This is a genomic window from Micromonospora sp. DSM 43699 (genome assembly GCF_055517075.1).
Window position 1 is genome coordinate 1 of sequence record NZ_JBTMMT010000104.1, and the last position, 15,434, is coordinate 15,434.

Genomic DNA, 15,434 nt, shown 5'->3' on the forward strand with positions numbered 1-15,434 from the left:
CACATCCACAAACGGCGCCAACGCCCGCTGACACTCCGCCAACCGCGCATCAAACACCCCACAACGACCCACCAAACCCGCCGCCAACCCCACCGACTGACCACCCTGACCCGGAAAAACAAACACCGGGCCAACAGACGAACCAGCCACACCCGTAACCACGTTCCCCGCCGGCACACCCGACGCCATCGCCTCCAACCCGGCGAGGAGATCCGACGCACCAGCCCCCACCACCACCGCCCGCTGGTCGAAGGTGGACCGCGTGGTGGCGAGGGACCAACCGACCGCCGCCGGGTCAAGACCGCCATGCCCACGCACGTACGCCGCCAGCCGACCCGCCTGACCCGCCAGCGCCTCCGTCGACCGCGCCGACACCGGCCACACCACCACGTCCGAGTCGACAAGCCCCGGAGCAACCTCCACCGGCAGCCCGACCTCGTCAGCCTGCTCGACGATCACGTGCGCATTCGTGCCGGAAATACCGAACGACGACACCGCCGCCCGACGCGACCGCCCCACCACCGGCCACGGCCGCGCCTCCGTCACCAACTCCACCGCACCCGCCGACCAGTCGATATGCGGCGACGGCTCATCCACATGCAACGACGCCGGCACCACCCCGTGCCGCATCGCCAGCACCACCTTGATCACACCCGCCACACCAGCAGCCGCCTGCGCATGCCCGATGTTCGACTTCACCGACCCCAACAGCAACGGAACCTCGCGGTCCTGCCCGTACGTCGCCAACAACGCCTGCGCCTCGATCGGATCACCCAGGGTGGTGCCGGTGCCATGCGCCTCCACCACATCCACATCCGCCGCCGACAGCCCGGCACTCGCCAGAGCCTGCCGAATCACCCGCTGCTGCGACGGACCATTCGGCGCCGTCAACCCATTCGACGCACCATCCTGATTCACCGCCGAACCACGCACCACCGCAAAGACCCGCCGACCCTCCCGACGCGCATCAGAAAGCCGCTGCACCAACAACATGCCCACACCCTCGGACCAGCCCGTACCATCCGCCGAAGCAGCAAACGACTTACACCGCCCGTCAGCCGCCAGCCCGCCCTGCCGGGAGAACTCGGCGAAGGTGTCCGGGGTGGCCATCACCGCGACGCCGCCGGCGAGGGCGAGGTCGCACTCGCCCCGGCGCAGCGCCTCGCCGGCCAGGTGCAGGGCCACCAGCGACGACGAGCAGGCGGTGTCCACTGTCACCGCCGGTCCCTCCAGGCCGAGGGTGTACGCCACCCGGCCGGAGATGACGCTGTGCGCCCCGCCGGTCATCAGGTAGCCCTCGGTGCCCTCCGGCACCTCGGTCAACCCGGTCCCGTAACCGGAGGTGGAGGCGCCGACGTACACGCCGGTACGGCTGCCCTTGAGGCTGGTCGGGTCGAGCCCGGCCCGCTCCAGGACCTCCCAGGACGCCTCCAGGGTGAGCCGCTGCTGCGGGTCCATGGCCAGGGCCTCGCGCGGGGAGATGCCGAAGAACACCGGATCGAACCGGGTCGCGTCGTACAGGAAGCCGCCGGCCGGGGCGTAGCCGCTGTCCGGGGCGGGGACGTCCCAGCCCCGGTCGGTGGGAAACGGGCCGATGGCGTCGACGCCGTCGGCGACCAGCCGCCACAGCCCCTCGGGACTGCCGGCGTCTCCCGGGTAGCGGCAGGCCATGCCCACGATCGCGATCGGCTCGTCGGCACCGACGAGGGCCGTGGGCGCGGCGGGCGCGGCGGCGTCGGTGCCGAACACCGTCTCGCGCAGGTGCCGGGCCAGGCCGGCCGGGGTGGGGTGGTCGAAGACCAGAGTGGACGGCAGTCGGAGCCCGGTCACCTCGTTCAGCTTCGTGCGGAAGTCCACGGCGGTGAGCGAGTCGAAGCCGAGATCCTTGAACGGCCGGCCGCGCAGGTCGTCCGGGGTGGCGTGGCCGAGCACCCGGGCGGTCTGCTCGTTGACGATCCGGAGCAGTTCCCGCTCCTGCCCGGCATCGGACAGCTCGGCCAGGTGGCGCAGCGCCCCGGTCACGCCGGGCGGCGCGGCGGCAATCTCCGCCTCGGCCTCCGCGAGCGCCCGCACCTGCGGAAGCTCGGACAGGAACGGGCTGGGCCGGGTCAGGGTGAAAGCCGGGTGGAAGCGGCTCCAGTCGACGTCGGCGATGGTGACGCAGGGGGTGGGCCGGTGCATCGCCCGGTCCAGGGCGACCAGGGCCCGCTGCGGATCGATGGTGGGCAGGCCCATCCGGTGCAGTTGCGCGGTGGCGGTGTTCTTGGCGGCCATGCCGTCGGCGCCGCCCCACGCGGTCCAGGCGACGGCGGTGGCGGTGAGGCCCCGGTCGCGGCGGTCGACGGCGAGCGCGTCGAGCAGCGAATTGCCGGCCCCGTACGCGCACTGGCCGGCGCTGCCCCACACCCCGGAGATCGAGGAGAAGAGCAGGAACGCGGCGAGCGGCCGGTCGGCCAGGCACTCGTCGAGGTGCAGCGCGCCGAGCACCTTGCCGGCGACGACTGTGGAGAACTCGTCGAGGGAGGTGCCGGTGAGCGGCGTGAGCTGGTCGGTGCCGGCGGCGTGCACCACAGCGGTCAGGTCGGGCAGCGAGTCCAGCAGCACCGCGACGGCCTGCCGGTCGGTCACGTCGCAGGCGGCGGCGGTGACCCGGCCGTCGGCGCCGTACTCCTGCAGAAGCCCGGCCAGGGCAGGGGCGGCGGCGCCGCGCCGACCGACCAGGACGACGCGTCGGGCACCGCGCTCCACCAGCCACCTGGTGACGTGGCCGGCGAGCGCCCCGGTACCGCCGGTGACCAGGACGGTGGCGTCGGCCCAGGGGTCCCCCGCCGGCCGTTGCGGGGCGGGGGCCGGGGCGAGCCGGCGACCCCAGACGCCGCCGGCGCGGACGGCGACCTGGTCCTCCCCGCTGCCGCCCGCGAGGACGGCCCCGAGGCGACGCAGGACGGCCTCGTCGACGGCGGCCGGCAGGTCCACCAGGCCGCCCCAGCGGTGCGGCTGCTCCACGGCGGCGGCGCGGCCGAGGCCCCACACCAGGGTCTGCAGCGGGTCGGTGACCCGGTCGGCGGGCCCGGCCTTGACCGCTCCGCTGGTGAGGCACCAGACGGGGGCGGCCAGATCCAGGTCGCTCAGGGCCTGTACCAGCACGAGGGTGGTGGCGGCGGCGACGCTCAGCCCGGGGTGCGCGGCCAGCAGCCGGTCCTGTCCGGCGACGACGTGCAGCACCCCGGCGACGGGCTGGTCGCCGGCCACCGCGCGCAGCCGGTCGGCCAGCGTCGCCCGGTCCAGGTCGTCCGCGCCGACGCGCAGCAGCGCCGGTTCGTCGCCGGCCGCCCGGAACAGGCCGACCAGGTCGTCCGCCCAGGTGGGCGCCGCGTCCGCCGGCAGCACCAGCAGCCAACGCCCCGCCGGCCGGTCACCGTCGGCGACCGGCACCGGCTTCCACACCACCTGGTACGACCAGCCGTCCACCACCGAGCGGTCGTGCCGGTTGCGGCGCCAGGAGGCGAGCACGGGCAACACCGGCAGCAGGGCGTCCACCGGGTCGGCGTTGCCGGCCGGGTCGGCGCCGAGCTGGTCACGCAACGCGTCGACGTCGGACTGCTCGACGGCCGCCCAGAACTCGGCGTCCGCGCCCGTGGCGGCCTCCACCTGGGCGGACGGGGGCGGCTCGGGCCAGAACCGTTGGCGGTGGAAGGCGTACCCGGGCAGCCGGACCCGACGCGGCTCCACGCCGGCGAACAGTTCCCGCCAGGCGACAGTGACCCCGGCGACGTGCAGCTCGGCGAGGGCGGTCAGCAGGGACGCCGGCTCGGGCCGCTCCCGGCGCAGCGACGACACCGCGACGGCGTCCGCGCCGACGATCTCCCGGGTCAGCGCGGTCAGCACGCCGCTCGGGCCGACCTCCAGGAACGTGCCGACGCCGAGGGCGCGTGCCCGCTCCACGCCGTCGGCGAAGCGGACCGCCTCGCGGACGTGCCGCACCCAGTACCCGGGGCTGCGGATCTCCTCGGCGTCGACCGGCGCACCGGTCACGTTGGACACGATCGGCAGGGTCGGCGCTTCGAGGGTCAGCCCTTCCAGGACGGCCCGGAACTCGGCGAGCATCGGCTCCATGAGCGGGCTGTGGAAGGCGTGGCTGACGGGGAGGCGTCTGGTGCGTACGCCACGATCGGTGAACCGGCGGTCGACCTCGGCAACGGCGTCGGCGGCACCGGAGACCACCACGGCGGTGGGACCGTTGACGGCGGCGACGCCGAGCGGGCCGTCGAGGTCGGCGAGGACGGCCTCGACGTCGGCGAGACCGGCGGCGACCGAGAGCATCGCGCCGCCGGCTGGCAGGTTCTGCATGAGCCGACCCCGGGCGGCGACCAACGCGGCGGCGTCGGCGAGGGTGAGCACCCCCGCGACGTGGGCGGCGACGACCTCGCCGATGGAGTGGCCCAGCAGCACGTCCGGGGTGACGCCCCAGGATTCCAGCAACCGGTACAGGGCCACCTCGACGGCGAACAGTCCCGCCTGGGTCCAGAGCGTCTGGTCGAGCAGGTCGGCGTCCCCGGTGCCCGGGTCGGCGGCGAGGACCGGCGCGAGCGGGCGGGGCAGGTGCGGGTCGAGCGCGGCGCAGACCTCGGTGAGCGCGCGGGCGAAGACCGGGAACGCCGCCGCCAACTCCCGGCCCATACCGGCGCGCTGGGCGCCCTGGCCGGAGAACAGGAACGCGAGTTGCCCGCCGCGCGGCCCGTCGCCGACGACGAGACCGGCGGCGACCCCGCCGTCGGCGAGCGTACGCAGGTCGCGCGGCAGGTCGGCGCGGTCGGTGGCGAGGACGACAGCCCGGTGCTCCAGGGCGCCACGGGTGGTGGCGGACGACCAGCCGAGGTCGACCAGGCCGGCGCGGTCGGCGTCGGGGGCGGTGTCGAGCCACTCGGCCCAGCGCCGCGCCTGGGCGGCCAGCCCGGCGGCGTCGCGGGCGGACAGCAGCACGGGCACCAGCCCGGCAGCCGCCACCGCGGCCGGGCCGGCCGCCACCGCCGGCGCGGCCTGCGCGGCGGCGGGGTCGGTGCCGGGGGCCACCGGTGCGGCGGCGTCCGGGGTCTCGTCGGGTGCCTCCTCGATGATCACGTGCGCGTTGGTGCCACTCATGCCGAACGAGGAGACGCCCGCGCGGCGGGGCTGCTCGCCGCGCGGCCAGGGCAGCGCCTCGGTCAGCAGTGACACCGCGCCGGCCGTCCAGTCGACGTGCGGGGTGGGCTCGTCGACGTGCAGGGTCGCCGGGAGCAGGTCGTGCTGGAGGGCCAGCACCATCTTGATCACCCCGGCGACGCCGGCGGCGGCCTGGGTGTGCCCGATGTTCGACTTCACCGAGCCGAGCCGCAGCGGCCGGTCCGCCGGCCGCCCCTGCCCGTACGTGGCGAGCAGCGCGGTGGCCTCGATGGGGTCGCCGAGGTTGGTCCCGGTGCCGTGCGCCTCCACCGCGTCGACCTGTTCCGGGGAGAGGCGGGCGCTGGCCAGGGCCTGGAGCACCACGCGCTGCTGGGAGGGCCCGTTGGGGGCGGTGAGTCCGTTGGAGGCGCCGTCCTGGTTGACCGCGCTGCCGCGCACCACGGCGAGGACGGGGTGGCCGTTGCGGCGGGCGTCGGAGAGTCGCTCGACCAGGAGGACGGCGACGCCCTCACCCCACCCGGTGCCGTCGGCGGCTCCGGCGAACGCCTTGACCCGCCCGTCGGCGGCGAGCCCGCGCTGGCGGCTGAAGCCGACGAACGCGGCGGGGGTGGACATGATGGTGGCACCGCCGGCCAGCGCGAGGGTGCACTCACCCTGTCGCAGGGCGTGGCAGGCGAGGTGGAGCGCGACCAGGGACGACGAGCAGGCGGTGTCGACGGAGACGGCGGGGCCCTCGACGCCGAGCACGTACGAGATCCGGCCGGAGACGACGCTGGCGGCGGTGCCGGTGAGGACGTACCCCTCGACGCCGGGCGGGGGCGGCTGGAGCAGCGCCGCGTAGTCCTGGCCGGTGGTGCTGGCGAACACGCCGACCTGGTGACCGCGCAGGTCCGCCGGGTCGATGCCGGCGTGCTCGAACGCCTCCCACGAGGTCTCCAGCAGCAGCCGCTGCTGCGGATCCATGCCCAGCGCCTCGCGGGGGGAGATGCCGAAGAAGCCGGGGTCGAACTCGGTGGCCGAGTCGAGGAAGCCGCCCTGCCCGACGTACGAGGTGCCGGGGTGGTCGGGGTCGGGGTGGATCAGCCGCTCCAGGTCCCAGCCCCGGTCGGTGGGGAAGTCGGAGATGGCGTCGCGGCCGTCGGCCACCAGGTGCCACAGGTCCTCGGATGAGCGCACCCCGCCCGGGAAGCGGCAGCCGATGCCGACGATGGCGATGGGCTCCCGGTTGGCCGCCTCCAACTCCCCGAGCTTCCGCCTGGTCTGGTGGAGGTCCGCGGTAACCCATTTCAGGTATTCCCGGAGGGTATCTTCAGTCGCCATTAGCGCCACCTTTTCGGGCCGGAAAAGAGCGACCCAATACCGTCCACAGACGCCTCAAGCTGCGACACCACAGCCGTTCAGCCCGATCACGAATTGCAATAATCAACAGCGTTGCGGTCCTACCGGGAGGAAGGTAATTGTCGGCCGGCGACGGTCACAACCCCTACGGTGCCCCTACGGTCAGCCCCTAGAGGACCGCCACCGGACCGGCCGCAGGCTGGTGCGGGGCCACCCCGAACGCGATATGCCCGCGGCCCGGCGGGGCCGGTCGCGACGGCGGTAAGTGCCTCCGCGACCGGCCCCGCCGACGTGCCCGACGATGGCCGGTCAATAGGTTCAGAAAGCCCCGTCGACATTGCCGCCCGGCCCACCGAGCTCCCGGTGGATGAATTCGAAGATCTCGGCGTCGGTGGCCCCGTCGAGCGACGGCGTCACCGGGGCCTCGGCCGGTGCCGTACGGTCGTCACCCCAGCGGGCGATGAACGCCTGCATCTGCACCAGCAGCTTCTGCCGGGTCAGCTGGTCCGGTGCGCTGGAGGCGAACACACCGTCCAACCGCTCCAGTTCCGACAGCAGCCCGGTGGTCGCCTTGGCCCCGTCCTCGACCACGAGGCCGCGCAGGTGCCGGGCGAGCGCCAGCGGGGTGGGGTAGTCGAAGACCACGCTGGCCGGCAGCGTCACCCCGGTGACCGCCCGGAGCCGGTTGCGCAGCTCCACCGCCGTCATCGAGTCGAAGCCGACCTCCCGGAACGCCCGCGCCGGGCCGAGGTCGCCGGTGCCCGGCAGGCCGAGCACCGCCGCCGCCTGGGTGGCGACGAGGTCGACCAGGACGGCGTCCCGCTCCCCGTCGCCGAGCGGCCGTAGCCGCCCGCGCAGCGCGTCCGCCGCCCCGTCGTCGGCCGGCTCGTCGGTGTGCAGGCTGCGCAGCGCCTCCTGCGCCTCGGGGACCCCGCCGAACAGCGGTCGGGCCCGGATGGCGGCGACGGCCGGCACGAACCGGTCCCACCGCACGTCGGCCACGACGAGCTGCGTGCCCTCGGCCACCGCCCGGCGCAGCGCCGCGACGGCCAGCTCCGGGTCCATGCCGGGCAGGCCACGCCGGTCCAGCTGCTCCCGGTCGGCGGCGGCGAGGCCGTCCGCCCAGGGGCCGAACGCCACCGACGCCACCGGCAGGCCGGCCAGACGCCGGTTGGCGGCGAGGACCTGGAGCAGGGCGTCCCCGGCCGCCTGGCCGCAGCGCCCGCCGGAGCCCCACACCCCCGAGGTGGACGAGCAGAGGACGAGGGCCCCGATGGCCCGGTGCTCCAACTCGTCGGCGTACCGGGGAACGTCGCCGACGGTGGCGAGCAGGTCCTCGGCAAGGCCGGCGAGGGTCAGCTCGGCCAGCGGCACGGTACCGGTGTCGGCCGGTACGTGCACCAGCGCGGTCACCGGCCGCCCGTCGGCCGCCAACTGCTCCATCCGGTCGGTCAGCTTTGCGCCCGCCGGCTGGTCCAGCGGCACCACCGCCGTGCCGTGCCGGTCCAGCCAGGCGGTGGTGTGCCGGGCGACCGCGCCCGACCCGCCCGTGACCAGCACGGTGCCCTGCGGCGTCCAGCCGGCGCCGGCACCCTCGATCGGCCCGGGGGCCCGGACCAGGCGCCGGACGCGCGTGCCGGACGCGCGGAGGGCGAGCTGGTCCTCGCCATCGGTGTTGGTGATCGCGGTGACCAGCGCGGACGCCAGTTCCCCGGTCACCGTGCCGGGCAGGTCGACGAGGCCGCCGACGTGCCGGGGGTGCTCCAGGGCGGCGGCCAGGCCGAGGCCCCAACTGGTGGCCTGCCAGGGCCGGGTCGCCGGCTCCTCGTCGGTGGCGACCGCCCCGGTGGTGGCGAGCCACAACGGGACCGGCGTGTCGGTCTCCCGGCCGACGTGCGCCTGGAGCAGCAGCAGGTTCGCCGCGAGCCCGGACGGCAGGGCGTCCTGGCCCGGGTGCGGCGCCTCGTCCAGGGCCAGCAGCGAGAGCAGCCCGGTCGGCTGGTGCTCGGCGCAGGCCCGGACCAGGTCGGTGGCGAGCCCGTCCCGGCCGACGGTGGACGGATCCACGGTGAGCAGGTGCACCGTGGACCCACCGGCGCGCAGCGCGTCGGCGATCGTCTCGGCCGACTGCCGTCGGGGGGCGACGACCAGCCAGGTACCCGGCTGGCCGGCGGTGAGCCGCCGCTGCCGCCAGGTGACCCGGTACCGCCAGCCGCCGACCGTGCCGTCCTGGTGCTGCCGGCGACGCCACGAGTCCAACTCCGGCAGCAGGTCCTTCAGCGGCTGGTCGGCGTCGATGCCGAGCCGGTCCAGGTCGCCGTCGGTGACCGCCCGCCAGAACTCGGTGTCGACCCGGTCCCCGCCGCCGCTCAGCGGCCTGGTCAGGGTGGGCCAGTACCGCTCCGGCTGGAACGCGTAGGTGGGCAGCTCCGGCAGGTCGCGGGGGACGGGACGGGGGCCGGCGAGCGGCGTCAGCGCCGCCGTCCAGTCGACGTCCCGACCGCTGGCGTACCGGGTGGCCACGGCGATGAGCAACGCCGTCACCTCCGGCACGCCGGCCCGCTGGATCGCCAGGGTCGTGGCGCCGTCGGGAAGCACGTCGGCGTTCATGGCGGTGAGCACCGCACCGGGGCCCACCTCGACGAAGGTGTCCACGCCCGTGTCCCGCAGGGCCCGCACGCCGTCGGCGTACCGGACCGCCTCCCGGACGTGCCGCACCCAGTACCCGACGGTCCGGATCCCGTCGCCGTCGGCGAGCGCCCCGGTCAGGTTCGACAGCACCGGCAGCATCGGCGCGGCGAACCGCAACCCCGCCAGGACGGTACGGAACTCGTCGAGCATCGGCTCCATCAACGGGCTGTGGAACGCGTGGCTGACAGTCAACCGCCGGGTGCGCACCCCCCGTTCCCGCCAGACCCGCTCGATCTCGTCGAGGACGTCGACGGCACCGGAGACCACGACGGCCGACGGGCCGTTCACGGCGGCGATGCCGACCCGATCGGTCCGTCCCTCGATGGACGCCATCACATCGGCCTCCGGCGCGGCCACCGCCAACATCCCGCCGCCTGCCGGGAGTGCCTGCATCAACCGGCCGCGAGCCGCCACGAGGGCGCACGCGTCGGCCAGGTCGAGCACCCCGGCCACGTGAGCGGCCGTGATCTCCCCGACCGAGTGGCCCCCGACGAGGTCCGGCACCACACCGAAGGACTCCAGCAGACGGAACAGCGCCACCTCGACGGCGAAGAGACCGGCCTGGGTGAAGACCGTCTGGTCCAGCAGGGCCGCATCCGGCGAGCCCTCCCCGGCGAAGAGCACCTCCCGCAAGGGCTGCGGCAGCAACGGGTCCAGGTGCCCGCAGGCTTCGTCCAGCGCGGCGGCGAACACCGGGAACGACCCGTACAACTCCCGGCCCATCCCGGCGCGCTGCGCGCCCTGACCGGAGAAGAGGAAGGCGGTGCCGCCCGTCGTGGCCGGACCGGCCGGGACGAGCGCGGGGTGCTCACCGCCGGTGGCGAGGGCACGCAGCGCCGCGAGCCGGGCCTCCGGGTCGGCGGCGACGACCACCGCCCGCTGGGCCAGGTGGGCCCTCCCCTCGACCAGGGCCCAGGCCACCGCCCCGTCGGAGGGCGGGTTCCCCGCCTCGCCGGCAGGGTCACCGAGCCGACGGGCCAGTCGGTCGGCCTGCTCCCGCAGCCCGGCCGCCGTCGCGGCAGAGACGGGCCAGGGCAGCACCTCGACGTCGGCCGCCGCCTGGTCGGTGGCGTCCGTGGTGGTGGCCCCGTCGACGGTCGACGGTCCGTCGGTCGTCCCGGCCGGGTCCGCGGCCGGTGCCTGTTCGAGGATCACGTGGGCGTTGGTGCCGCTGATGCCGAACGACGAGACGCCGGCCCGGCGGGGACGCCCGGCGGCGTCCCACGGGCGTGCCTCGGTGAGCAGCGCCAGTGGTCCCGACGCCCAGTCCACGTGCGGGGTGGGCCCGTCGATGTGCAGGGTCGCCGGGAGCGTCCCGTTCCGCAGCGACAGCACCATCTTGATCAGGCTGGCCACGCCCGCCGCGGCCTGGGTGTGGCCGATGTTCGACTTCACCGAACCCAACCAGAGCGGTCGGTCGGCGGGGCGGCCGGTGCCGTACGCGGCCATCAGCGCCTGCGCCTCGATGGGGTCGCCGAGGGTGGTGCCGGTGCCGTGCGCCTCGACGGCGTCGATGTCGGCCGGGGCCAGCCCGGCATTGGCCAGGGCGTGCCGGATGACCCGCTGCTGCGCGGGCCCGTTCGGGGCGGTCAACCCGTTGGAAGCGCCGTCCTGGTTGACGGCGCTGCCCCGGACGACGGCGAGGATCCGCCGGCCCTCCCGTCGCGCGTCGGAGAGCCGTTGGAGCAGCAGGACGCCGACTCCCTCACCCCAGCCGGTGCCGTCGGCGCCGGCGGCGAACGCCTTGACCCGCCCGTCGGCGGCCAGGCCGCGCTGGCGGGAGAACTCCAGGAACGCCCCCGGCGTCGACATCACTGTCACGCCGCCGGCCAGAGCGAGGTCGCACTCTCCCGACCGCAGCGCCTGGGCGGCCAGGTGCAGGGCGACCAGCGAGGAGGAACACGCGGTGTCGACGGTGACCGCCGGGCCGTGCAGCCCGAACGAGTACGCCAGCCGGCCGGAGACCACCGACGCGCTGTTGCCGGTGGCCTGGTAGCCCTCCACCTCGGACCGGGCGCCCAGCAGCAGGGTCGCGTAGTCCTGCCCGTTGGTGCCCATGAACACCCCGGTCGCGGAGCCACGGACGCGCTGCGGGTCGATACCGGCCCGCTCGAACGTCTCCCAGGTGGTGTGCAGCAGCAACCGTTGCTGCGGGTCCATCGCGAGGGCCTCCCGCGGGTTGATCCCGAAGAATCCCGCGTCGAAGTCGGCCACCCCGTCGAGGAAGGCGCCGCTGCGGGTGTAGCTGGTGCCCACCCGCTCCGGGTCGGAGTCGAAGAGCGTGTCGAGGTCCCACCCCCGGTCGGTCGGCATCGGCGTCACCGCGTCACCGCCGTCGACCAGCAACTGCCACAACTCCTGCGGGGAGGACACCCCGCCGGGGAACCGGCAGGCCATCGAGACGATCGCGATCGGCTCGTCGGCCGGCGGCCGGACCACTGTGGTGACGGCCGTCGGGCCGTCGCCGGCCACCAGCTCGGGACGCAGGAAGCGGGCCAGTTCCACCGCCGACGGATGGTCGAAGACCACTGTCGACGGCAGGGTCAGCCCGGTGGCCCGGCCCAGCCGGTCCCGCAGCTGCACCGCCGCGAGGGAGTCGAAGCCCAGCTCGCGGAACGCGCGACCGGCCGGCACCTGGTCGGTGGAGGCGTGGCCGAGCACCGCCGCCGCCTCCGCGCGGACCAGGTCGACCAGCAGGTTCTCCCGGCCGGTGGTCGACAGCGCGGCGAGCCGGGCGCGCAGCCCGTCGGTGCCCGCCTCGGTCTCCGGCCGCTCCGGTTCCGCCTCGGCGGCGGGGGCGACCCGGTCGAACAGGTGACTCGGCCGCATCGCGGTGAACGCCGCGACGAAGCGGGACCAGTCCACGTCGACGATCACCGGCGCCGGCTCGGGGGCGTTCACCCAGCGGCCCAGCGCCGCGACGGCGGCGTCCGGCGCGAGCGGGACGAACCCACGACGGCGCAGGCCGTCCGCCGTCTCCCCGGCGGCCATGCCCTCCTCCGCCCACGGACCGTAGGCCAGCGCGGTGGCGGGCAGACCGGCCACGCGGCGGGCCGCGACGAGCGCGTCGAGCAGCGCGTTACCGGCGGCGTAGCCGGCCTGGCCACCGCCGCCCCAGACGCCCGCGACGGAGGAGAAGACGACGAATGCGTCGAGGTCGCGGTCCCGGCACGCGTCGTCCAGGTGGACGGCCCCGAGCACCTTGCCGGCCAGGGTCTCCGCCAGCTCGCCGTCGGTCACCTGGTAGGCCGGCGCGGTCCCGCCGGACGCACCGGCGGTGTGCACGACGGCGGTCAGTTCCGGCAGCTCGTCCACCAGCCCGGTGACGGCAGCGGCGTCGGTGACGTCGCAGGCCACCACCCGCACGGCGCCCAGTTCGGCGACCAGCTCGCCCGCTCCCGGGGCGTGCGGCCCGCGCCGCGAGGCGAGCACCACCTCGGCGGCCCCGTTGGCCAACAGCCACCGGGTCACCTGCCGGCCCAGCGCGCCCGTGCCGCCGGTGACGAGCACCGTCCCGCGTGGACGCCAGCCGCCCCCGGCGGGCGGGGCGGTCGGCACCAGCAGCCGGCCGAGCACGCCGGTGCGACGGATCGCCACCTGGTCGAGGGTGCCGTCGGCGAGGACCGCGACCAGCGCGGCCCGGGTGCCCCGGTCAGCGCGGTCGGGCAGGTCGAGCAGGCCACCCCAACGGTCCGGCTGTTCCAGGGCCACTGCCCGGCCGAGGCCCCAGGCCAGCGCCGCCCACAGGTCGCCGGCCGGCTCGCCGGCCGTGACCGGCAGGGCGGCGCGGCTGAGCGCCCACACCCGGCCGGGCAGGCCGGCGTCGGTCAGCGCCTGGGTGAGGGTGAGCAGCCCGGCCGTACCGGCGGCCACCGCCGGCGCGTGCGCGAGTGGCTGGTCCCGCCGGGGCAGGACGCACAGCACCCCGGTCCAGCCTTCGTCGCTGATCCGCCGCAACCGCTCGGCCAGCTCGACCCGACCGAGGGCGGCGGGGACCGTCAGTGTGTCCACCCGCGCACCGGCCTCGGCGAGCGTCTTCGCCACGCCCGCGCCGCTGCCGCCGCCCACCGTGGCGACCAGCCAGCGGCCGGACAGCCCGGCGGCGGGGACCGGGTGCACCGGCTCCCATCCGATCCGGTACGACCAGCCGTCCAGCGCCGTGTCCCGGTCCCGGCCACGACGCCAGGTGCTGAGCGCGGGCAGGGCCGGGGTGAGGGCGTCCACCGCGTCGTCGCCGAGCTGATCGGCGAGGGCGGCGAGGTCGCCGTTCTCGACGGCGGCCCAGAACTCGGCGTCGCGCTCCGGGGCGGCCTGCGGCCGGGAGGCCGCCCCGGGCCAGTACCGCTGGTGCTGGAACGCGTACGTCGGCAGGTCGACCCGCCGCGCGCCCGCACCGGCGAACCACTGCGCCCAGGTGACCGCAACCCCATGGACGTGCAGCTCACCCAGGGCAGCGAGCAGGGCCTCCACCTCGGACCGATCCCGACGCTGCGCAGCGACCGCGAGCACACCCCCGTCACCCGGCAAGATGTCACCGGCCAACGCGGTCAACACACTCTGCGGACCCACCTCCAGGAACGTGTCGACACCAGCAGCCCGCAGGGCCGCCACACCATCGGCGAACCGCACCGCCTCCCGCACATGCCGCACCCAGTAGTCGACACCGGTCAACTCCTGCGGGTCAGCCAACGCCCCGGTCAGATTCGACACCACAGGCAGTAGCGGTGACGTGAAGGTCAACCCGTCCAGCACCGCCCGGAACTCCGCCAACATCGGCTCCATCAACGGACTGTGGAACGCATGACTCACCACCAACCTGCGCGTCCGCACACCCCGCTTCCGCCAGATCCGCTCCACCTCGTCCAGGGCCTCGGCCACCCCGGAGACGACGACAGCATCCGGCCCATTCACCGCAGCGATGCCCACCCGGTCGGTCAGACCAGTCAGCGTCGGCAACACGTCCACCTCGGACGCGTTCACCGCCAACATCCCACCACCCGCCGGCAACGCCTGCATCAACCGACCCCGCGCCGCCACCAACACACACGCATGCTCCAGCGACAACACCCCCGCCACGTACGCGGCGGTGATCTCCCCGACCGAATGACCACCCACGAAGTCCGGCACCACACCGAACGACTCCACCAACCGGAACAACGCCACCTCGACCGCGAACAACCCCGCCTGGGTGAAGACCGTCTGATCCAGCAACTCCGCCTCCGCCGAACCCGCCTCGGCGAACAGCACGGTCCGCAACGGCTGCGGCAGGAGCGGATCGAGGTGGCCGCACACCTCGTCCAACGCGGTGGCGAACACCGGGAACGCCGCATACAACTCCCGACCCATACCCACACGCTGCGCACCCTGACCGGAGAAGAGCACCGCGAGCTGGCCACGGTCGGCGGTGGAACCGGTGACCAGGGTGCCGGAGGAATCGCCACTGCGAAGGGCCCGCAGCGCGGACAGGAGGCTGTGCCGGTCGGTCACCATGGCGACGGCCCGCTGTTCGAGAGCCGGGCGGGTCGTCACCGACGACCACCCCACGTCCACCGGACGCAACGCCTCGTCGGCAGCCAACCAGGCAGCCCACCGACCGGCCTGCCCAGCCAGCACCCCCTCACCACGCCCGGAAAGCAACACCGGCACCACCGCCGGCACCACCCGCCCGACCACCTCACCCTCAACCACCCCGACCGGCGGCTGCTCGATGATCACGTGCGCATTCGTCCCTGAAATACCGAACGACGACACCCCCGCCCGACGCGGCCGGTCCACCACCGGCCACGCCACCGCCTCCGTCGCCAGCGCCACCGCCCCCGCCGACCAGTCGACATGCGGCGACGGCTCATCCACATGCAACGACGCCGGCACCAGACCATGCCGCATCGCCATGACCATCTTGATCACACCGGCCACACCAGCCGCCGCCTGGGTGTGACCGATGTTCGACTTGATCGACCCGAGCAGCAACGGCCGATCCCCCGACCGGTCCTGCCCGTACGTCGCCAACAACGCCTGCGCCTCGATCGGATCACCCAGGGTCGTACCCGTACCGTGCGCCTCCACCACATCCACATCAGCGGTGGTCAACCGGGCATTCGCCAACGCCTGCCGAATCACCCGCTGCTGCGACGGACCATTCGGCGCGGTGAGACCGTTCGACGCACCATCCTGATTCACCGCCGAACCCCGCACCACCGCAAGGATCCGCCGACCCTCCCGCTGCGCATCCGACAACCGCT

The 15,434-nt window shown here is 74.7% G+C and carries 2 protein-coding genes; both read right to left on the minus strand.

All coding sequences use genetic code 11. The features are described from left to right. Positions 1 to 6,483 (minus strand): type I polyketide synthase (locus AC0AIB_RS29660; RefSeq protein WP_465097929.1); only part of this gene is annotated, 6,483 nt, incomplete at its 3' end. A gap of 336 nt (positions 6,484 to 6,819) precedes the next feature. Beyond that, on the minus strand, positions 6,820 to 15,434 hold an 8,615-nt coding region (locus AC0AIB_RS29665), incomplete at its 5' end, for an SDR family NAD(P)-dependent oxidoreductase (protein ID WP_465097930.1).